17 protein-coding genes and 1 pseudogene are annotated in these 21,373 nt (G+C 62.9%); 13 read left to right on the top strand and 5 right to left on the bottom strand.

The features are described from left to right. The 8 genes from B3D39_RS03070 to B3D39_RS03035 all read left to right on the top strand — a co-directional run. Nucleotides 1–449 (top strand): helix-turn-helix domain-containing protein (locus tag B3D39_RS03070; RefSeq protein WP_274963042.1); only part of this gene is annotated, 449 nt, incomplete at its 5' end. A 267-nt stretch (nt 450–716) separates the two neighbouring features. Then, nucleotides 717–1,721, top strand: a complete 1,005-nt coding sequence (locus tag B3D39_RS03065; protein ID WP_274963043.1) for an AraC family transcriptional regulator — start codon at nt 717–719, stop codon at nt 1,719–1,721. A gap of 107 nt (nt 1,722–1,828) precedes the next feature. Then, a complete protein-coding gene (locus tag B3D39_RS03060; protein WP_274963044.1) occupies nt 1,829–2,656 on the top strand; it encodes an NAD(P)H-binding protein in 828 nt (275 codons plus the stop codon). Nucleotides 2,657–2,681: 25 nt separating this feature from the next. Beyond that, on the top strand, nt 2,682–3,110 hold the full coding sequence (locus B3D39_RS03055; protein WP_274963045.1) for a DUF4345 domain-containing protein: 429 nt from the start codon (nt 2,682–2,684) through the stop codon (nt 3,108–3,110). A 157-nt stretch (nt 3,111–3,267) separates the two neighbouring features. Further along, nucleotides 3,268–3,765 carry a DUF1772 domain-containing protein gene (locus B3D39_RS03050; protein ID WP_274963046.1) on the top strand — a complete coding sequence of 166 codons (498 nt, stop codon included), beginning with the start codon at nt 3,268–3,270 and terminating at the stop codon, nt 3,763–3,765. A gap of 59 nt (nt 3,766–3,824) precedes the next feature. Continuing rightward, complete coding sequence (locus B3D39_RS03045; RefSeq protein WP_274963047.1) at nt 3,825–4,289, top strand: GNAT family N-acetyltransferase; 465 nt, start codon at nt 3,825–3,827, stop codon at nt 4,287–4,289. Between the two features lie 128 nt (nt 4,290–4,417). Next, a complete protein-coding gene (locus B3D39_RS03040) occupies nt 4,418–5,302 on the top strand; it encodes a DMT family transporter (protein WP_274963048.1) in 885 nt (294 codons plus the stop codon). 374 nt (nt 5,303–5,676) lie between these two features. Continuing rightward, nucleotides 5,677–8,886, top strand: a complete 3,210-nt coding sequence (locus B3D39_RS03035) for an autotransporter domain-containing protein (RefSeq protein ID WP_274963049.1) — start codon at nt 5,677–5,679, stop codon at nt 8,884–8,886. A 201-nt stretch (nt 8,887–9,087) separates the two neighbouring features. Here B3D39_RS03035 and B3D39_RS03030 read toward each other — a convergent pair whose 3' ends face one another. Then, a complete protein-coding gene (locus tag B3D39_RS03030; RefSeq protein ID WP_274963050.1) occupies nt 9,088–9,618 on the bottom strand; it encodes a universal stress protein in 531 nt (176 codons plus the stop codon). 193 nt (nt 9,619–9,811) lie between these two features. Between B3D39_RS03030 and B3D39_RS03025 the strand changes: the two genes are divergently transcribed. Then, nucleotides 9,812–10,147 (top strand): YegP family protein, encoded by a 336-nt coding sequence (locus tag B3D39_RS03025; RefSeq protein WP_078545629.1) that lies wholly within the window; start codon nt 9,812–9,814, stop codon nt 10,145–10,147. 57 nt (nt 10,148–10,204) lie between these two features. Next, nucleotides 10,205–10,669, top strand: a complete 465-nt coding sequence (locus B3D39_RS03020; protein ID WP_274963051.1) for an MAPEG family protein — start codon at nt 10,205–10,207, stop codon at nt 10,667–10,669. A 180-nt stretch (nt 10,670–10,849) separates the two neighbouring features. On the opposite strand, the gene B3D39_RS03015 is transcribed toward B3D39_RS03020, so the two are convergent. The 3 genes from B3D39_RS03015 to B3D39_RS03005 all read right to left on the bottom strand — a co-directional run bounded on the left by B3D39_RS03015 (nt 10,850) and on the right by B3D39_RS03005 (nt 15,167). After that, nucleotides 10,850–11,656 (bottom strand): metallophosphoesterase, encoded by an 807-nt coding sequence (locus tag B3D39_RS03015; protein ID WP_274963052.1) that lies wholly within the window; start codon nt 11,654–11,656, stop codon nt 10,850–10,852. 38 nt (nt 11,657–11,694) lie between these two features. Next, a complete protein-coding gene (locus B3D39_RS03010; protein ID WP_274963053.1) occupies nt 11,695–12,801 on the bottom strand; it encodes an AAA family ATPase in 1,107 nt (368 codons plus the stop codon). 389 nt (nt 12,802–13,190) lie between these two features. Next, entirely contained in the window at nt 13,191–15,167 is a 1,977-nt protein-coding gene (locus B3D39_RS03005) for an AsmA family protein (RefSeq protein WP_274963054.1), read from the bottom strand. Between the two features lie 439 nt (nt 15,168–15,606). Here B3D39_RS03005 and B3D39_RS03000 point away from each other — a divergent pair, with 439 nt between their 5' ends. The 3 genes from B3D39_RS03000 to B3D39_RS02990 all read left to right on the top strand — a co-directional run bounded on the left by B3D39_RS03000 (nt 15,607) and on the right by B3D39_RS02990 (nt 20,415). After that, a complete protein-coding gene (locus B3D39_RS03000) occupies nt 15,607–17,358 on the top strand; it encodes a sigma-54-dependent Fis family transcriptional regulator (RefSeq protein WP_083078610.1) in 1,752 nt (583 codons plus the stop codon). Between the two features lie 141 nt (nt 17,359–17,499). Then, nucleotides 17,500–19,299, top strand: a complete 1,800-nt coding sequence (locus B3D39_RS02995; protein WP_274963055.1) for an NAD(P)/FAD-dependent oxidoreductase — start codon at nt 17,500–17,502, stop codon at nt 19,297–19,299. Nucleotides 19,300–19,362: 63 nt separating this feature from the next. Then, on the top strand, nt 19,363–20,415 hold the full coding sequence (locus B3D39_RS02990) for a 2,3-butanediol dehydrogenase (RefSeq protein ID WP_274963056.1): 1,053 nt from the start codon (nt 19,363–19,365) through the stop codon (nt 20,413–20,415). A 248-nt stretch (nt 20,416–20,663) separates the two neighbouring features. Here B3D39_RS02990 and B3D39_RS02985 read toward each other — a convergent pair. Next, nucleotides 20,664–21,272 (bottom strand): annotated as a pseudogene (locus B3D39_RS02985) (Glu/Leu/Phe/Val family dehydrogenase); the annotation flags it as partial. Nucleotides 21,273–21,373 lie beyond the last annotated feature (101 nt).

Raw genomic sequence — 21,373 nt, 5'->3', positions numbered from 1 at the left:
ACGAGCCCGAGCCCCTCCCCGTTCTTGCGCCATTGATCCGGCAGGAAATCCACTACCGGCTCCTGCGCAGCGATCAGGGCGACCGTCTGTGGTCCTTCGTCGCCGCCGGTAGCCCGAACCAACGCATTCTCGCCCTGCTCAACTGGATGAAGCTCAACTATGCCGAGCCCCTCCGGGTGGACGACCTCGCGGCCCGCGCACAGATGAGCAGTTCGACCTTTCACCAGCATTTCCGCGAGCTCACCACGATGAGCCCGCTCAAATACCAGAAATGGCTCCGTCTAAACGAGGCGCGCCAATTGATGCTCAACGACCATCTCGATGCAGCCAGCGCGGCCTTCCAGGTTGGCTATGAAAGCCCCTCGCAGTTCAGCCGGGAATACTCCCGGCTGTTCGGAAATCCTCCCAAGAAGGATATCGACCAGCTGCGGCTCGATGTAGCGATATAAGACGCCTATATCGCTTGAGGCGGGGTTTCTTGCGCTGCGTGAATTCGATCCAAAATTCGAGCTTCAAGGCCAGAGGCGGGAATGTTGGCTTAGACGAAGCCGCGTCGCGACATAAGCGTCAGCAACGACGGTCCGGTTCGGGCCGGGATCTTCCCTGTGCGCTCTCACATTGGTCGGAAGGGGCGGCGAAAGAGCCACCCTGCCCGCCGCGCGCTCGGGGCCAACGTGAGCTTGGCGGCTCACCACGCGCACCGTAGGATACGGGGCATGGGGTATGTGACGTCTCTCTTCGCACGCAAAATCGTTGCCGCAGCGGGCGGTGGCGTTGATGCTGCCGCGATGCTGGCCAGCGTCGGGATTACTCCTGACGATCCCTGGAACGCCGGGCGGATGGTTTCCGCCGAGCGTTACTACGACATGCTCGAGAAAATTGCCGATCAGATCGACGTGACGGATCTTCCGCTGCGCACGGGCGCCTCGATGCGGCTTGATGAATACGGTGCGCTTGGACTGGCCTTCAAGGCCGCAACGACGCTCGGAGCGTCCTACGCGCGGGTCGAACGCTATGCGCGCCTCTGGACCAGCGTCGTCGAATACGAGCTGCGACCGGAGGCCGGGGGCACGCTCTTCATCCTGCACCGTGAAGGCGATCGGCGCCTCGGGATGCGGCTATCGAACGAGGCGACCCTCGCGAGCGCCGTGTCCATCGCAAGGCAGGTCTCCCCAGTGCCCCTCGCGCCCGTGGAAGTGCTTGTCCGGCATCCCGCCCCGCGCTCGATTACCGCACACGAAGATTGGTTCGGCTGTCCGGTGCGCTTCGGGGCCGATCTCGACGCGATCCTCTATGACAACGAGACGCTGGCCCGGCCCAATATTCTTGGGGACGAGGGTATTTCGAAATATCTAGCGAAGCATCTCGACGCGGAAATGGCCGAGATCACGCAGGAGCCCGCGCTAGTATTGCAGGCGAAAACCGCAGTCGCCCAATCCCTCAGCGAGGGCGCACCCAAAATGGCCGAAATCGCCCGCAGTCTCGGGCTGAGTGCGCGGTCCTTTCACCGGCGCCTCTCCGAGCACGGGGTGAACTTTCAGAGCCTCACCGAGGAAACCCGCCGCGACCTCGCCGAGGGGCTCTTGCGGGACGAGAGCCATTCCCTGGCCGAAATCGCGTTCCTCACCGGGTTCTCCGAGCAGAGCGCCTTTACCCGCGCGTTCAAGCGCTGGGTCGGCACGACGCCGGCGAGCTACCGCAAGGATATGACCCACCGCTGACGGGCGCGTTGGCGACGGCGGTCAAAAGGCTGGCCTCACCGGTCAAGACCGCGCTGCCTCCCCCGCTTATCCCTAGGTTATCGCAACCGAAGCCAGGGAGACAGCCCATGCAAGACCGAGAGATTCTCGTCATCGGCGCAACCGGCAAGACCGGCCGCCGCGTCGCCAACCGCCTCGAGGCGCGGGGCCTTCGCGTGCGCCGCGGCTCGCGCAGCTCTGCAACGCCCTTCGATTGGGACGCCCCCGAAACCTGGGCACCAGCCCTGCGCGGGGCGCGCGCAGCCTACGTCACCTACTTTCCTGACCTTGCTTTCCCTGGGGCGGTGGAAAAGCTCGAGTCCCTCTGTGAGACGGCCCGCGACGTTGGCGTCGAACACCTCGTGCTGCTCTCCGGTCGCGGCGAACACCACGCCCGGCTGGGCGAAGAGGTGGTGCGCAAGTCCGGCACCGACTTCACGATCGTCCGGGCCGCCTGGTTCGCCCAGAACTTCTCCGAGGGCTACCTTCGCGATCCGGTCCTTGCCGGTATCCTTCCGATGCCCGGCGGCGATGTCGTCGAGCCCATCATCGACATCGACGACATTGCCGAGGTCGTCGTCGCCGCGCTGACCGAAGACGGCCATAAGGGCGAACTCTATGAGGTGACGGGACCGCGGCTGATGACATTTGCCGACATGGCGGGCGAGCTTTCGCGGGCCACCGGGCGCGAGATCCGGCACATCCCGATCAGCTTCGAGGCGTTCCACGAGGCCGTCGCGCAGGCTGGCGGCGACTTCGTCGCCGACGTCTTCACGGCCATCGCGCGCGAAACGCTGGACGGGCGCAACGCCCAGACCGCGGACGGCGTGATGCGCGCGCTCGGCCGTGGCCCCCGCGACTTTGCGGATTTCGCCCGGGCCGCCGCCCGAACCGGCGCCTGGACAAGCGCTGCCTGATACCGCCCCACGAAAGGAAAATGACATGAGCCCCACCCTGTTCGAGAAGATCGCGCTCGGCCTCTCCGGCCTCACCGCGTTCACCATCGGCGCGTCCATCCTGTTCGTGCCGCACGCCTTCTACGCCAGCTACGGCATCACGTTGGGCGACGACGCCAACCTGCTGAGCGAACTGCGCGCGCCCGGCGCCGGGCTCGCGGGGTTCGGTCTTCTGATGCTGCTCGGCATCTGGCGGCAGGCAGCCCTGCCCATCGCGATCGCGGCGGCCCTGACGGTCTTCATCGCCTTTCCGGTCGGACGGCTGGTCGGGCTGGTCGCGGACGGGATGCCCTCGGGCAACGTGATCGGTGCCCTCATCGTGGAACTGATCCTCGCCGCGCTCTGCCTGGCCGCATTCCGCCGCCGCCTTTGGCAGCGGGCACCCGGCCTCTCGGCGGCGCAGCCCGCGCGCTGAGCCTGCCGTGCCGGCGCGGCGCTTCCGCGCGTGATCGATATGACCGGGGAGTTGGACAGCGCATGGCATCCAAAGGGTTGATTTTCATCGCTCGCTGCCACCTGCACCGCGCCGTCGTCGCCATCTCCAACCGAACGCTCCAAAAGGAGACACCCCGATGATCCAACAACTCTTCGAAATCAGCCTCGTCGCCGCAACGCTTGCCACGGGCCTCGTCGCAGGTGTGTTTCTCTCATTCTCCGATTTCGTGATGCGCGCGCTTGGACGGGCCGAGCCCGCAGCCGGGATCGAGGTGATGCAGATGATAAACCGTGAGGTCTATCGGTCGCTATTCGCCACGCTCCTGCTCGGGCTGGCCTTCGTCTCGATCCTGCTCGCGGTGGTCGGGATATTCCTTGCGGGAACTGACGTGGCGCTCTGGCTCGCCGCTGCCGCCGGGTTCTACATCGTCGGTGTCGTGGCGGTCACCGCCCGCAGGAACGTGCCGATGAATCAGCGTCTTGACCGCATGGAGCACCAGAGCCCCGGCGCACATGCCTATTGGGCCAGCTACACGCGCGACTGGACCCGCTGGAACCATCTGCGCTGGGTGGCCGCACTGGCCGCCTCGATCGGCTACCTCGGCGCGACCGTCACGATCGCCGGACAGGTGTGACAAGGTTCGGGCAGGAGCCGCCGCGCTCGGATCTGCCGCGCATTAGGGAGGACAAGACCATGATCGATACACCGCTGACCATTCGCCCGGCCCGCGAGACCGATCTGTTCGAGATCGTCGAAATGCTGGCCGACGATCCGCTGGGGGCCACGCGCGAGGATTTGCGCGCGCCCCTGCCAGAGGACTACCGCGCGGCCTTTTCCGCAATCGAAAACGACCCGAACCAGCGGCTGGTCGTTGCCGAGCGCAAGGGAGCGGTCGTCGGAACATTGCAGCTCAGCTTCCTGCCCGGCCTCGCCAGACAGGGCGCCTGGCGCGGACAGATCGAGGCGGTGCGGATCGCGCGCGATCACCGGGGCGGCAAGCTTGGTGAGGCGATGTTTGCCTGGGCGATCAACGAATGCCGGGCGCGCGGGTGTTCGCTGGTTCAGCTCACCACGGACAAGGCCCGTCCGGACGCGCACCGCTTCTATGACCGTCTGGGATTTGAACCGACCCATGTCGGATACAAGCTGAAGCTCTGAGGGAGGGGCGACTAATCCCGCAGGCGAACTCCAAAGAACCATGTCGCGCTTTCCGCGCTCCCTCCGACAGTGTAGGTCTGGCTCGTTTGAACCCTCCTTGTGGGGCTGGTCCAATCAGGGAGGTGACGATGAGCTCTGCGATTTCCAACGCGCCGAGACCTTACACGCAGGGCATCTTCCTGATGTGCGTGGGCGTGGCCTGTCTGAGCGCCAATGACGCCTTCGCGAAAGCACTGACCGCCGGCTATTCCCCCCTGCAGATCCTATTCCTGCGCAACGTGATCGCCCTGCCGGCCACCATCGTGATCGCGCTGCTCTTCGGTGGCCCCAAAGCCTTGCGGTCGCACCGGCCGCTTGCGCATTTGCTTCGCGGTGCGCTCTGGGTTGGGGCCGCAATGATGTTCTTCACCAGCTTCATCCATCTCGGTCTGGCAGAGGCGACCGCGCTCATCTTCGTCGCCCCCTTCTTCATCACCGTGATTTCCGCCGCTTTCCTCGGGGAAGAGGTCGGTTGGCGGCGCTGGCTCGCCGTGCTGGTCGGGTTTCTCGGGGTTCTCGTGATCATCCGCCCGGGCGGCGCGACGTTTCAGCTGGTGTCACTGCTGCCAGTCGCGACGGCACTTGTCTATGCCCTGCTGATGCTCAGCGCCCGTTGGGTGGACAGCCGCGAGAGCGTGTGGACTTTGCTTGTCTACCTGACGGGCGCAGGCGCGCTGCTGAGTGCGCTGATCGTGCCATTCGTCTGGGTGCCGGTGCGGTCCGAGGATCTCTGGCTTTTCGCGGGGCTCGCGATATTCGGCACCGCCGGGATGACGATGATCACGCAGGCCTTCCGTTTCGCGCCTGCGGTCGTCGTGGCGCCTCTGGACTACACCGGTTTGCTCTGGGCGACGCTCTTTGGCTGGCTCATCTGGCGTGAGAGCCCCGATGCGATGACGGTCGTGGGCGCGGCGATCATCATCGCGAGCGGCGTTTTCACGATCTTCCGCGAGCATAAACAGGCCAGCGACTGAAGCGAGTTTTGTCACCGAGAAAGAGGATATCGGGCCATCCGGGCTAACCGCAGCGAAACCCTGCGATCCGACCGGGAAGATACCGCCTTGGCGAGAAATGCCCGGCTCACGTATCGGTGATAGTCACGTTAGTGATTTGACAGCCACGAACTTATCCACCTGATTGAAAACAGGGATGAGACGCACGTTACGTCAACGCGCCGAAAATCAATAAATTCAGGCCTGTGGGGGCCAAACGGGGACAATTTCAAATGGAAGCTTTCAACAAGCTTGCGCGCCTGTTCGCGCGTCTTGTCGCATGTCGTGAACCTGCCGCTACGGCAATCGCCAACTCCACTCAGAGCGACAATCCAGCCAGCCGCTTGGATCAAAAGATGCGCACGGCGCTGCGTGCCCTCGGGATCGCAACGGCGTTGATCTTCATCGGGCAGGCCGCCGCCGCCGTCACCTTCGTGGGCACGCCGACCGCATCGCCGACGACCTTCTCCGGCGCAGGCCAGACCATTGATCTGAGCGTCACCTTCAACACCGACTCGAGGGCCTACAATTCCGCGTCGATCACCTTTCAGGCGTTCCCCGCCGGCTCGGTTCAGACCATTTGCCCGCCAGGCACGAACCAGACGAACGCGACCGTTACCTGCACGGCGCGCTATGTGACGACGTCGAGCGACACGTCGAATTTGGAAATCATTCCGATCGTCACGGTCGATGGGCTCGAATCGGCGACCTATAGCGGCGGCATCATCACCGTGGCCTACACCGGCTCGGGGCCCGCAGCCCCGGTGGCCGGTGCGGTCTCGCAGACGGTTGCCTATGGCAGCAGCGCCAACAGCATCCCGCTCGACTTTTCCGGCGGCGGCACCCCGACATCGGTTGCGGTGACCTCGCAGCCCTCCCACGGGACGACCAGCGTCAGCGGGACCTCGATCACCTACACGCCCACCGCCGGCTATGCCGGGGCGGACAGCTTTTCCTATACCGGCACCAATTCCACCGGAACTTCGAACGCGGCGACCGCCTCGATCACCGTGAGCAATCCCACCCTGAGCATCGCCGCCAGCGGGTCGTTCAGCGCAACCGTCGGACAGAGCTACAGCCAGACCTTCACCTTCTCGGGTGGCACGGCCCCCTATATCGGCTATTCGATCCTCGGCATCCCCGCTGGTCTTAGCGTCACAGCCTTCGACAGCACATCCATCACGATTTCCGGCACACCCACGGTCAGCGGCACTTTCCAGTTAACTGTCGCAGGCACCGATTCCAGCACCGGGAACGGGCCCTTCAAGGTGACGAAGTCCTTCACGCTGACGATCGCCTCAGCGACAATAAGCATTACCTCGCCAGCCTCTCTTACCAATGCGACTGTGGGGAGCCCCTATAGTCAGGTGATCAAGGCCGGTGGCGGCATCGCACCCTACACGTTTACAGTTCAATCGGGATCCCTACCTGCAGGCGTAAACCTCACGACCTCCGGGACCCTCAAGGGCACACCGACTGCGGGCGGCACTTTCTCCTTCACAGCGAAGGCAACCGACAGCAGCACCGGCACAGGGTCGCCAGCGAGCGCCACGAAAACCTACACGCTGACGGTGAACCAACCGACGATCACCGTGGCGCCAACGACCTTGCCCGATGCGGCGCAGAACACGGCATACAGCCAGACGGTCACCGCGAGTGGCGGCACGGGCTCTTATTCCTATTCTGCCTCTGGCACTTTGCCCACTGGCATAACCCTGTCGTCAGGCGGCGTGCTTTCGGGAACACCGACGGGCTATGGAAGCTTCAACTTTTCCATCACGGCCACTGACAGCTCGACCGGCACGGGACCCTATACCGGAACGCAAAACTACGCGTTCAACGTGACGGCTGCCGCGCCGGTGATCTCCACCACGAGCCTGCCCGGCGCAATGGTCGGCACGCCCTACAATCAGACGATCACCGCCACGAGCGGCAACGCGCCTTACACGTTCTCGATCGCCTCGGGCACCCTTCCGTCCAATATCAGCCTGAGCAGTGGCGGTGTCCTGAGCGGAACGCCGACAACGACCGGGTCCTATGATTTCACGGTGCAGGTGAAGGATGGCGCGGGCAATACCGATCAACAAAGCTACGCAGGCTTCACCGTCTCGAAAGCCGCGACCGGAGTATCGCTGACCCTTTCGTCGAGCAGCGCGCTGCAAGGCGTTCCGGTTACGATGACGGCGAGTGTGACGAGCGGCGCCTCGCCCACCGGCAACATCATCTTCCGCGACGGTGGCACCGCGATTGCGACGGTCGCGCTATCCGGCTCGACGGCGAGCTATACCACGCGCACGCTCTCGACGGGTTCGCATTCGATCACCGCGGATTACTCCGGGGATGCCGCCAATGCGCCCGCGAGCTCGGCGGCACAGTCCTTGGCCGTCAACGGCCGCCCTGCCCCTGAGCTCGATCCGACCGTGCGGAGCATGATCGTCTCGCAGGTTTCGACATCGCACCGCTTCGCGCAAACCCAGATCGACAACACCCATCGGCGTCTCGACACGCTTCATGGCATGCTGCGCTCGGGCGGGAACCGCACCGGTTGGGGAACGACATCCCAAGCCTTTGCGGGGACAGGCGGTGCGCCGGAGGCGTCGGCAGCCCAAGGGGCGACCACGCCGAGCACGAACTACCTGCTCGATCCGGCCGCCACCAATTCGGAGAGCTCCTCGGAGCCGGAGCAGGTCATCGATCTCGTCTCCCGCGCTTTGCAGCCCGCTCAGAACGGCTCTGATCTGCCCTACCGCATTTGGGCGACAGGCACGCTCGATTTCGGCAGGGATCAGGTCGATGGCGGCTATACCAACAAGCTCTCGACGCAAGGGATCACGCTCGGGGTCGACCGGGTCTTCGGCAGCGACATGGCCGCGGGGGCCGCGCTTGGGTTCGGGTATAACCGGACGACCTTCGGGCCGGATGGAAGCAAGTCGCGCTCGCGGGCGAAAACCGTCTCGCTCTACGCCACATGGCAGATGAAGCCCGATCTCTTCCTCGATGCGACAGGCGGTTATGGCAAGCTGGACTTCCGGGAACACCGTTACTCGACCGACGGCGGCGTGATGCTTTCGGGCGAGCGCGGCGGCCATATGCTCTTCGGCTCGCTCGGCCTATCGCAGCTCGGGCAATTGGGACGATGGAGCACGTCGAGCTATGGCCGCCTCGACGTGGTGAAACTGTCACTCGACAGCTACTCGGAAACCGGCTCGTCGGTTTGGGCGCTAGACTACGGAAAGCTCGAAAACACGACAGCTTCGAGCGTCATCGGGATCACGGCCGAATATGACATGCGTCGCGACTGGGGGACCCTGACACCCGGCGCGCAGCTGGAATACCGGCATGCTTTCAACGGTGGCTTCACGCAAACGCTCGGTTACGCCGATCTCGGAACGATGGATTACTCCTTCGCCGGGGACACGCAATCGCAGAATGCCATGACCCTCGGGCTGTCGCTGCGCGGCACGGTCGATCAGAACATGGACTTCGAGCTGGGCTATCAGTTCACCTCGGACCTCGCCTCCGCACATAGCCAACAGGTAAGAGCCTCGATGCATATCTCCTTCTGACGTCGAAGTTCAGATCGGCACAAAATCAGAAGGTCCACTGAGCTTTCGCGACCTCGCAGAACGAGAACCATGGGCTGATTTTGATGTCGGCCCATGGGCATGGTCCAGAGCGCATAGTCAGAAGTTGACGATTGCGCGTGATCGTAGCTCTGCTCGGACGCCCATCGAGGCCGCCGCCTCCGCTCAGGCCATGTCTCGAGATCAGCGGACGCTCACGACGGTCACGGGAGACAGGTGCTGGACCTTTTGAGAAACGCTTCCAACAATCAGCGCCTTGAGGTCCGATAGCCCCCGGGCGCCCATCACGATCATGTCTGCGCCGGTGTCCTCGGCAGCTTCAACGATCCGGCGGGCGGCATCGCCATCCGCGGTCAGACTTTCCACGCCCTCCACGCCATGATCATGCAGCGTGCGTTCCGCGACATCGAGGATGCGCTTTGCCACGGCGCGCAGCAACTCGTCCTCGGTCTGGGCGTTCCTCGGTATGAGATCTGCGAGGGGGAAGCGGGCATGGGGCAGCGCCGAAACCGCTTCGAAGAGGGTCCGACCACCCTCCGCGGGTTCGTATTCCATTTCGGCCATGTGCCGCAGCCCCTCCGAGAGGTGATCGCGCAACAGAACATGGAGCAGCACGACCGGCACCCTGAAGCGCGCGGCGATATCCGCTCCGAGCTCCACCGCGCGATTTGACGCGTCCGAACCGTCGGTTGCGATGAGAATTTTCTTGACCATGTCATACCCCCTCGGTGCTCACGCTTCAGCATCACAGCGATGGCGCATCGCGACATTGATTGCGCTCAACGCCGAACGAATGGCCCTGCAATCTGGCCGTGTGGGCGATTGGGGGCATCCGAAAGGCATTGCCAACGAAGGACTGCTCGCTTCAAATTGATCGCGTAAGCAGTTTTCAAAAGGATACAGACAGGTGGCTGGAAAATTCGAACTCTATAAGGACAAGGCGGGCGAATACCGCTTTCGACTGAAAGCCGGGAACGGTGAGACCATCCTTGCCAGCGAGGGTTATAAGCAAAAGGCAAGCGCCGAACAGGGCATCGCATCCGTGCGCAAGAACGCGCCGCAGGACGAGCGCTATGAGCGCAAGGCCACGACGTCGGGCAAACCGATGTTCAACCTCAAGGCCACCAACGGGCAGGTTATCGGGACCAGCGAAGCCTATAGCAGCGAAGCCGCCCGCGAGAATGGCATCACATCGGTGAAAAATAATGCACCAGATGCCAAGCTCGACGATCTGACAGCTTGAAGAGGCGCTGTTCCGTCGGCGTGACGCGCCCCGAATGAGCGGTCCATGGAGAATGAGATGGCCCTACTGAGCTTGGAAAATCCGGTCTTTGCGACTTACGTGATTGCAGCCGCTCTGATGGTACTCAAAGTGATGGGCCAGGGCTGGATGACGGTCTACCGGATGCAGAAAACCAACTCCGGGCTTGCGAGCCCGGAGGACGTTCAAACTGGCCTTCTCAATAAGGCGCCCGACCCGGCGCAGCTTGAGATCAACGACTATGTTGATCGGTCTCGGCGCATGCATCGAAACGACCTGGAGAACATTCCAGCCTTCTGGGTCGCGGGTTTCCTGTTCGTCATGGTCGACCCCGCACTTTGGCTCGCGCAGGCTCTGATGTATGGGTTCGTTGCCACACGGCTTGCGCATTTCTTGGCTTATGCCACGCGCCAAACCCACGAAGTCCGGGCGACCTTCTACACGATCGGTTCTTTGGTCGTGATCTACATGGCCGTTCATGTTCTCTGGGTGGCGATTGCGTAGGCCCGAGCAAAAGGGAGGGGCCCGCGCCTTTCAGCACAGCTAGGCGCCGGGACGGTCGGCTCGCTGGTCTAGACGCATGCGCTCCGTAGTCACAGCGACCAGCGTTACCGCCGCAACCGCAGCTTCAACGGCATAGGCATCAAACCGCCAGCCCCATTCTTTCCCACGAAAAAGCTAAACTCACACTCGAAGCCCCCTCGGATACATTCGGACCCGAGGCTTCTCGCCATCTGCCGTGCCACCCATGTTCTGCAACGGATATCCGATGGACACGTTTACGAGCCGCGTCTTCCCGACAAGGTGCTCAGTTCGGTGATGCGTATGCCCGAAGAACCAATCGGCTGGCTGATATTCTAGGATGAGATCCTTCAGGTCGCTCGCGTAGCACCAGCTGAGCTTCTGGCCGGCCGGAAGCACATCGATGATCGGAGCGTGATGTGTGACAACCGCGGTTTCTCCGTCAAAGCCTTCTGCCAGCTTTGAGCGCAGCCAAGAGAGATGCTCGCGGTGTTTCGCGATCGTATCAGCCGGCCGAGCCTTTCTGTATCCGGCTGACGCCACGCGGATGTAGCGGTAATCGTTCATCTTCGCCCGGGCATCATGATCACGTGTCTCGAGAGTTCCGGGCCCCTCCTGGAAGTCCGTCCAGAGCGTGCAGCAAAGGTATCGCTTGCTCCCCAGGATGATCTCTCGCTTCTGCGCGAAGTTTGCCCCCGCGTCGCGCGCGATCTGCTCGAGCCGGTCATCACCGTCAAGCGAGTGATAATAATAGTCGTGGTTTCCAGGCACGACATACACGCGCTCGAGATCGATGTGCTGCCCGATGCTCTCGAACGCCTGCCGCCATCGGATTTTCGGTTTGTTCGTGAGATCCCCGGCGACAATCATCAGATCCACTTTGCGGAAATCGAGATGCGCAAGCGCATCTCGACCGGCTTCTGACCACATGTCCAAGTGAAGATCCGCCACGATCAGAGCTTTCGTCATTCTTTCCGCTCCTCGCTTCTTGATGAAATTGGCGGCAATCACATCAACATATCGCGTCTGGTTGCGCGCAGAGATTTCGCAAGACGCCCGATCTGCCGCAGGCTCGGAGGGCGTCCGACATCGCACATCTCCTCAATGAATGCGCCCACGCGTTCCAGCTCTCCCGGCTCGGCATCGTCTCCGGCCGCACGGTTGAAGAACGCCACGAGGTGCTCAGGCTTGCTCGCATCGACACGAAACACCTGACACCGGTCGAGAAGCGGCGCGGGAATCTGGTGCTCGTAATTAGCGGTCAGGATCCAGTTCACATGGCTAAGGTCGAAGCGCGTGCGCAAGAACGGGCAGACGAAGTGCTCTGCGCTCGACCGCTCAAGGACCTGTAGCAGCGATGTTGTCAGAGACGTTGCCGACCTGTCTGCAGAGTGCATGGCGCCGCCCGCCTTGCAGACCTCGTCTACAACGATCACCGGGTTCGCAACCGCGGTTTCCGAGATCAACTCGACCGGGACTCCTGACCTGGCAGAGGACCAGCCATGTTCAACGCCTGCGATCCGGAACCCGGCACCCCCGGCCCCCACGTCGATGATCGCGCGCGGCGTGCGCGCAAATTCAGCAACAAGCCGTGCGAAATGGGTCTTCCCGCATCCTGGCGATCCGACGAGGATCATCGGGTCGAAGCGCAACCCGACGCCTCCAGCCGCAATATGCGCGAGCCCCTGGTTCATGATCGAGGTCGACACCTCTGCGAGCCAAGGCGCCTGCGCATGCAACACCGCCGCGAGATCATAAACGGACCCCGCGGCTTCCGGCCCCGCAAGTCTAGCGCCATGCGTATAAAGGTGATGCATCCGTTTGACGGACGTGTCGCTGATATTCTTGTCGACCTCGAAGGTGCTCCTGAATTTCTGATCGACAAGTCGCTCGACAGCTCGATAAATCCGCTGATTTTCACGCTTATTTCGCTCACGCCACTCTTTCGACGGATCGTAGAAAATGTCACCGCAATCATCTCGAGACTCGTCGCTCGGGAACATGCGATCCCACCGCTTTACGAAAGCGGTATTTGTTTTGCTCGTGACCGTCGACCGGGCCAGGCTTGCTGAGAGGGGTTTCTTATAGAGAACTTGAACGCGCTTCTGCGTCATGGCGACCACCATCGCTTGAAAATGACCTGATTGAAATCTCGACACCGATAGGCACCCGGTTACGGGCGCAGCTCACGATATCGAGCAGGTAATCTCCAACGTGGTGGTTTTCGTGTTCATGGTGAGACGGTAGTCCGGGATAGGGGAATGCGTCAAGCGCGCCACATCCGGACAGGTCAAACCTGTCGGGAATGGGGCTCGGATAGCGGACGATAAGGGGGGCGTGGAGGCATTTTGCGCATTTCTCAAAGCAAATCGCTCCAGCCCCCCTGCCGAAACTGCGAGCGATCGACGGCCTGGATGAGACGATCCCATCCAGCAGACATGCGGGGTGAACCTCTCGAGACCCCTTGTCATGAACGAAGCACTGCCACGAACATAGAAGCCCCCTACTTGAAGAGCTTCAGCAGACCTTTCGCGGCCTCCTCCTTGAGCTTCTGCTTTGCGGCATCCTCGGTGCTCTGGCCCTCCTGCGGCGTGATCCCGAGCTTCTTGGCGATCTCGGCCTCCGCTTTCGCCTTCAGGTCTTGCTTCGCGGCATCGACCTTGTCGCCCGAGAGCGCCTTCATATCGAGGCCGAATTTCGGCTTCGCCCAGGGCCCCGTGATCGAGAGCGGCACCTTCACCCCACCCGTGCCATCGGCCTTGCTGAGCGCGGTCGGCGTGACGGTGTAATCGAGGCTCTGCGCCCCGATGTCGACCCGCCCCTTGCCCGCAGCACTCAGAAGCGGTGCCTTCAGCGCAAGGTCGTCATTCGACAGCACCCCTTTGGCGATGGTGAAGCTCGCGGTGATCTGATCGAAAATCGTCTTCGCCCCCTCCCCCACGTAGTTCAGATCGAGCGTGCGCAGCATCCCCACAAGATCGAGCCCCTCCAGCGCCCCCTTGCCGAAGGCGACATCGCCCGAACCCGAAAGCGAGCGCGCCAGCGCGGCCTCGCTGTTGCCCGAGGCCAGGAGCTTCACCGCAAGATCCGCCTTCGCATCCAGCCGCGTGTAATCGGCGAGATCACTCAGAAGCGGCTGCATCGAGACGCCCTTGGCCACCAGATCGGCGGAGGCCGAGAACCCGCTGCGCGCATTGGCCACCACTTGCCCGGTGACGCTGCCGCCATAGGCCGAGACCTGACGCAGGTCCGCCACCGCGCGGCCGTTTTCGATCGTGATCTGCGCTTTGGCCGGGCCCAGCTTGGCAGTGCCGAAATCGATGGAACTCGCATCGAGGGCGATCTTTCCATCCAGCACTCTCAGGCCCGAGGCGTCGATGGGCGTGGTTGACCAGCCACTGGCGCCAGAGCCAGAGCCGGAGGAGGACCCGCCTGCGCCAGCCTTGCCCGACGCCCCGGTCAGTGCCGAGAGATCAAGCGCGCCCGCGTCGATCTGGGCATCAATCCGCGGCTTGCCTTTCGTGAAGGACAGATCGCCCGCCACGCTCAGCGCATTGCCGTCGAGCGTGAGTTTGCCACCGCGCAGTTGCATCGCGCCATCCGCGCCCAGTGTCACATCGCCCTTCGCGGTAATCGTGTCACGCCCCAGCCCCTTCGGCAGATCTCGCGCGGTCTGTCCGAAGATCGCAGCCAGCGCGGTTGGATCCTTGACGCTTGCGGTGAGCGCCCCTTTTGCCGCCAAGGGTGCCGTCCCAAACGTGCCTTTGAAGCCGATCGACGACGCGTCGAGGGTCAGCGCAAGATCGGTGGGGGCCGGATCGCCCGCAAGGAAGGACGCGAAACTTTCGAGCGTGCCATTGACCTTCAGCGCCTTGCCCTCGACCTGCCCCGTCAGGTCCAGACTCGCCGGGCCGTCGAAGGACGGAAGCGCGAGGCTCGCATCGAGGCCGGTGAGCGCAATGCGCTGGCCACTCGCATGATCGATCCACCGCACCGAACCGTCGCTGATCTCCGCCTTGTCGAGACTGAAAGCCGTCATCCCGCCGCCCTCGCCCGTGCCCGGGCGCGCGGTCTGGGTGCTGGTGGCCGCGTCCGGTGGCGTGACCTCCCAGTTCCCGGTCCCGTCCTTGCGCAGCTCGAGAAGGATGTTCGGCGAGAGCACGTCGACCTTGGAGACGCGAACCTCACCGCCGATCAGCGCGCTTGGATCGACACCGATCTGGAGCCCCTTGGCCGAGAGCATCGGCCCGTCCTTGGACCAATCCGCATTCGCGATCTCGACCGGCCCCGTGCGCACGCCAAGCTGTGGCCAGATCGTCGCATGGACCGACCCGCTCAGCGTCATCTTGCGTCCGGTTGCGGCCTCGAACCGTGCCTCCGCGATCTGGGCGATCTTCTTCGACGGGATCAGCAGGAGCGCCCCCCCGAGGCTCAGGGCGATCAGAACGACGAGAGCGAGAGCGCGAAAGAGCCAGCGCATGGGGCCTCCGGGGGTTGGGTCTTCGCGTTCAAGCTACGCGCCGGTCTGAAGGCCTTTCAAGTCGGAACAGCTGCACCGCGGACAACGTGATCGAGTTGCCTCCTGCTCCGCCCCCTCCTTGTCGCGCCGGATCAAATCGCGGGTGTGTTCGCCGACGTTCTCACAGGAGCCGCCACCACCGACATCGGCCGAGCCAAAATCACCGAGAGGGCCACCAAGCCGGACGGCCCGCGTGGTCGGTCGGGATATGGCACCGCAGCTCTCACTTCTCTTGCATTCAAATTTTCAAAGGCAATCGCAAAACGATTGCAGCCCGGCGCGACCTTGTTTGAGATAGAGGTAAAAAGCTCCGCATCGGCGATGCCATCCTCTACGACCAATTTCTATTCCGGTCTGAAGCGCAGTCTGTGCTATCGTCCCTCCTGGGAGGCGACGCGCCATGAGAGATGCAGGGCATGTCGAGGAGATCGGACGGGTGCTGGACGGCAGCCAGACCGGGCGAGACAGTTTCGTTTCGGCCTCGTGGCGGCGTTGTGTCGAGCTTTACGGCATGGATCCGACGCGCTCCGACCCAGCCTATATCGTGACCGAGGCAGAGCTGCGCGATCACCGCAAGCAGGCGGAATGGATGATCGCGGCGGCGCGTTCCGGGTTGCAATCGCTTTTCCGGCAGGTGGCAGGACAAAATTACGTCTTGCTGCTCACCGATGCCAAAGGGGTCTGTGTCGATTTCTTCGGCGACGATCTCTTTACAGAAGATTTGCGCAGCGCGGGGCTCTATCTAGGATCGAACTGGTCCGAGGACCTGGCCGGAACCTGTGGTGTCGGGGCTTGCATCGTGACGCAAGAGCCTGTGACCGTGCATCAGGACGACCATTTCGGAAACGCCCATACTGTTTTGTCCTGCACCGCCGCGCCGATCTTCGACAGTCTCGGACAACTGGCAGCGGTGCTCGACATTTCGCTTTTGCGCTCGCCCACGCCCAAGAGTAGCCAGAACCTCGCGATGAATCTCGTGACGTCAGCGGCACGACGGGTCGAGATGGCCAACCTGATGGCCGAGAGCCCGCGCGACTGGGTGCTGCGCCTGTCCTCCAGCCCGGAATTCCTCGATGTCGATCCCGAAGCGGCGGTGCGGCTCGATGGCTCCGGTCGCGTGCTGGGCTATACCCGCGCCGCGCGGCGATTGTTTCCCGAAGGCGCCCCGATCCTCGGGCGCGGGATCGATGAGGTGCTCAGCATCGACGTCGATGACCTGCCCGACCTGATGCGTGACCGCCCGACCGAGGAGCGGGTGATCGAGATGCGCGATGGCGGGGCGTTGTTTGGCCATGCGATCGCACCCAAAGCGCCACGTCACCCTCATCAGGGAATGCGTCGTGGCGGGCCGCTCGCGGGGCTGACCGGGGGCGATCCGGAGATGAACCGTTTGATCGGACAGGCTGAGCGGCTGGCCCCGGGCAATGTGCCCCTGTTGATCTGTGGTGAGACCGGCACCGGAAAGACGAAACTCGCCCGTGCGATCCACATGAGCAGCAAGGCGCAAGGGTTCATCAGCCTCGAATGCGCGGGGCTCGACCCGCAGACGCTGATGCAAAACTGCGCCGAGGCGATCGGGCCGACGACACTCCTGCTGCGCCGGATCGAAGAGATCGCTCCGGAGACGGCGATCGCGCTCGGCGGGCTACTCGACCGGCGCCCCGAATTGCGCACGCTGGCGACGAGTTGCTTTGAGCCCAGCCAGATCGCGCTGCCGCGTCCGCTTTTCCATCGGCTCGCGGGGTGCGCGCTCAGCGTCCCGCCCCTGCGGATGCGGCGTGATCTCGATTGGCTGATGTCGCGTCATCTGCGCCGCCACGCGGGCGACGCGGTCCGGCTGTCGCCCTCGGCACGGGCCGAATTGCTGGGACGTAGCTGGCCCGGCAATATCCGCGAGCTCGAACAGGTTCTCGACGTGGCGGCGGCGCTCTGTGTCGGCTCGGTGATCGACCTCCTCGATCTGCCTAACCCCGTCGAAGTAACCCCGCAAATCGAGAAGGCTCTGCCCGCACCGAGCGACCCTTGGGACATGCTCGAGGAGATTCTGGACGCCTGCGAGTGGAACATGGCGCGCGCCGCCCGGCGGCTCGGGGTCAACCGCTCGACTATCCTGCGCCGGATTCGCAAGGCCGGGTTGCGTCCGCCCGAGTGATATGTTGCGCCCTTGTTGCGCACGCAACATGCCGCGCCGCAGCAGTCGCTTTTCCTCCCTTTGCACGCGTCGCGACCATGGATCGCTCAGCGATCACGCGCCGATACTCCTCCTAGAGACACGCGCAGAGGAGGAGACGCGATGCTTGATACCACCATTAACACACAGACCCAGGACATGCTGGACAGCCTGAACGCCGCGCTGGAGAGCGGCGATATCGACCGCGCGGCCGCGCTGTTTGCGACCGACAGCTACTGGCGCGACCTCGTTGCGGTCAGCTGGAACCTGAAAACCGTGGAAGGGCCGGACGGCGTCGCCGACATGCTGAGAAACCAGCTCGAGCACACCCGCCCCGGCAAGTTCGAGATCCAGTCGGGCGAGATCCCTGCCGAGGAGGGCGGCGTGATCACCGCCTGGGTCACTTTCGAGACGAAGTCGGGCCGCGGCTGGGGCCTGATGCGGATCCGAGATGGCCGCATCTGGACGCTGCTGACCGCGCTTCAGGAGCTCAAGGGTTTCGAGGAAAACCGCGGCACGCGCCGTCCGATGGGCGCTGAACATGGCGCGCGCAAGAACCGGACCTCGTGGAAGGAGCACCGCGAGGCGGAAGAGGCGGATCTGGGCTATGGCACGCAGCCCTATGTGCTGATCGTCGGCGGCGGCCAAGGGGGCATCGCGCTGGGAGCGCGGCTGCGCCAGCTTGGTGTGCCTGCGATCGTTCTGGATAAGCATGACCGGCCCGGCGACCAGTGGCGGAGCCGTTACAAGTCGCTCTGCCTGCATGACCCGATCTGGTATGACCATCTGCCCTACATCAAGTTCCCCGACAATTGGCCGGTCTTCACGCCCAAGGACAAAGTCGGCGATTGGCTCGAGATGTATACCAAGGTGATGGAGATCAATTACTGGACGCGGTCCGAAGTGACCGGCGCCAGCTACGACGACGCCACCGGAAAATGGACGGTCGAGGTCAATCGTGACGGCGAGACGGTGACACTCGAGCCGACGCAGCTTGTGCTCGCGACCGGAATGTCTGGCAAGCCGAATATGCCGCGTTTCCCGGGCATGGAAGACTTCAAGGGCACGATCCAGCACTCGTCGCAGCATGAGGGCCCCGATCCGTGGACTGGCAAGAAAGTGGTCGTGATCGGTTCGAACAACTCCGCGCACGACATTTGCGCGGCGCTCTGGGAAGGCGATGCGGATGTCACCATGGTGCAGCGATCCTCCACCCATATCGTGCGCTCGGACTCGCTGATGGAGATCGGGCTCGGCGCGCTCTACTCGGAAGAGGCGCTTGCCAACGGTGTCACAACCGAGAAGGCAGACATGATCTTCGCCTCCCTGCCCTACAAGATCATGCACGAGTTCCAGATCCCGCTTTATGACCAGATGCGCGAGCGCGATGCGGAGTTCTACGCGGGGCTGGAACAGGCTGGCTTCGATCTGGACTGGGGCGATGACGGCTCTGGGCTGTTCATGAAATACCTGCGCCGCGGCTCGGGCTATTACATCGACGTGGGCGCGAGCCAGCTTATCATCGATCGCGAGGTGAAGCTGGCCAAGGGTCAGGTCGACCATTTCGAGGAAGACGCTGTGGTGCTCGCCGATGGCACGCGCTTGCCCGCCGATCTGGTGGTCTTCGCAACAGGCTACGGCTCGATGAACGGTTGGGCCGCCGATCTGATCAGCCAAGAGGTCGCCGACAAGGTTGGCAAGGTCTGGGGGCTTGGCTCGGACACCACGAAAGACCCCGGCCCGTGGGAAGGCGAGCAGCGCAATATGTGGAAGCCGACCCAACAGGAGCATCTGTGGTTCATGGGCGGCAACCTGCACCAATCGCGGCATTACTCGCTCTATCTCGCGCTGCAACTGAAAGCGCGACTGGAGGGGCTGGAGACCCCGGTCTACGGGCTCCAGGAAGTCCACCACCTCTCCTGATCCCATCCCTCTCCCGGCCCCACACGGGCCGGGCGAACTTCCCCCATTGAACGGAGACATTCCATGAAAGCCGCACGTTGGCACGGCGTGAACGACATTCGCGTCGAAGAAATCGACACCCCTACCCCCGGCCCCGGAGAGGTCGCGATCAAGGTCGCATGGACCGGGATCTGCGGGTCCGATCTGCACGAATATCTGGCGGGACCGATCTTCGTCCCGGTCGAGCAGGATCATCCGCTCAGCCACGACAAGGCGCCGATCACCATGGGCCACGAATATTGTGGGACCGTGGCGGAGTTGGGAGAAGGCGTCACGGGACTGAGCATCGGCGACCGTGTCGCGATCGAGCCGATCTTCGCCTGCGGCACCTGCCCCGCCTGCCTTGAGGGAAAATACAACCTCTGTGACAGCCTCGGTTTTGTCGGGCTCTCCGGAGGACATGGCGGTTTCGCTGCAACTTCGGTCGTGCCTGCCCGGATGGTTCACAAGATGCCCGACGCGCTGTCGATGGAACAGGGCGCGTTGGTCGAGCCCGCCGCCGTCGCGCTGCATGCGGTGCGCATGTCGAAGATCAAGGCCGGTGACACGGCTGCGGTCTTCGGCGCGGGGCCGATCGGGCTCTTGGTCGTCGAGGCGCTGCGCGTCGCGGGCGCGGCCCAGATCCATGTCGTAGAACCCTCAGCTGAACGCCGCGGGAAAGCGCTCGAACTCGGCGCCACCAGCGCCATAGACCCGATGGCGGAAGACCCCGTCGCGAAAATTCGTGCGGCCACCGGCGGTGTTCACGTTGCTTTCGAGGTGACAGGCGTGCCGCGCGTTCTGCCGCAATGCATCGACAGCACCCGCCACGAAGGTCAGACGCTGATCGTGTCGATCTGGGAGGGAGACGCCGCCTTCCAACCCAATACGGCCGTTCTGAAAGAGCGCCAACTGCAGGGCACCATCGCATACCGCAATGTCTACCCGGCAGTGATGGAGTTGATGGTGCAGGGCTATTTCAGCGCCGACAAGCTGGTGACCAAGCGGATCAAGATCGATCAGATCGTGGAGCAAGGCTTCGAGGCCCTTGTCGCGGAGAAATCCCAAGTGAAGATCCTGGTCGAAGCGCCAGACTGAAGAAGCCAGAACCTCTTCGCGCTGCGCACGCTGCATCCCAAAAGCGCGCGCAGCGCCCCAGAGCGGGAGATTGCTCTATTCGTCCGCGGAACCTTGGGGGTCGATAAATGGCGCTTCACGCTGTGAATGCATATTTTCGAGCACCGCTTCTTTGAAAGCTTATCCTTGCGAGGATACGGGCCAACGAGGATTGTCGCTAAGCCCGAGATCGTGCTTTTCCATGTGCCAATTGAGGTCGGGATCGGCCGCTATGACCCCTCAAAATAAGCGGGTGTGCCCCGGGCTTCCACGGATTCCGCGATACGACGCAGGCCGTGGATATAGGCCGCATCGCGCATCGAAAGCTCCATTTCGTTGTGCAAGGTCCAGATCGATTGCGTCTCGGTTTCCATCGTCGTCTTCAGATGATCCCGGACACGCGAGCTGTCCCAATAAAAACCCGATCTGTTCTGGACCCATTCCAGATGGGACACTGTCACGCCGCCGGAATTCGCGAGGATATCGGGCACGATGATCCGCCCTTCTTCCGTCAGCTTCTTGTCGGCCTCGGGTGAAACCGGTCCGTTCGCCATTTCCAGAATGATGCGGGCGTTGATCTTGTCGCAATTCTCGAGCGTGATCTGCCGCTCCAATGCAGCAGGCACCAACACGTCGCAATCGAGCTCCAACAACTCGGCGTTTGAAATCTCTTTTGTCTTACCTTGCCCCTTCGCGCCTTTCACGCCGCCGGTTTCATGCTTGTGTTGCATGACGGCGAGCGGGTCCAAACCGCTTGGGTCGTAGACGCCGCCGCGGGAATCTGAGATGGCGACGATTTTATACCCGTCTGCATGCAGAAGCTTGGCACAGTGGAAGCCGACATTCCCGAACCGCTTTCATGGACCTGATCTTTTCTGATCAAGTCCATTTTCCTGCTTCATCGTGGCCGGTTTCACGACAGGATCAGTCCCGCCGCCAG

The organism is Thioclava sp. UBA3469, assembly GCF_002378135.1.
In the GTDB taxonomy this organism is placed as follows: Bacteria; Pseudomonadota; Alphaproteobacteria; order Rhodobacterales; family Rhodobacteraceae; genus Thioclava; species Thioclava sediminum.
This window is presented reverse-complemented; position numbering and strand designations above follow the sequence as displayed.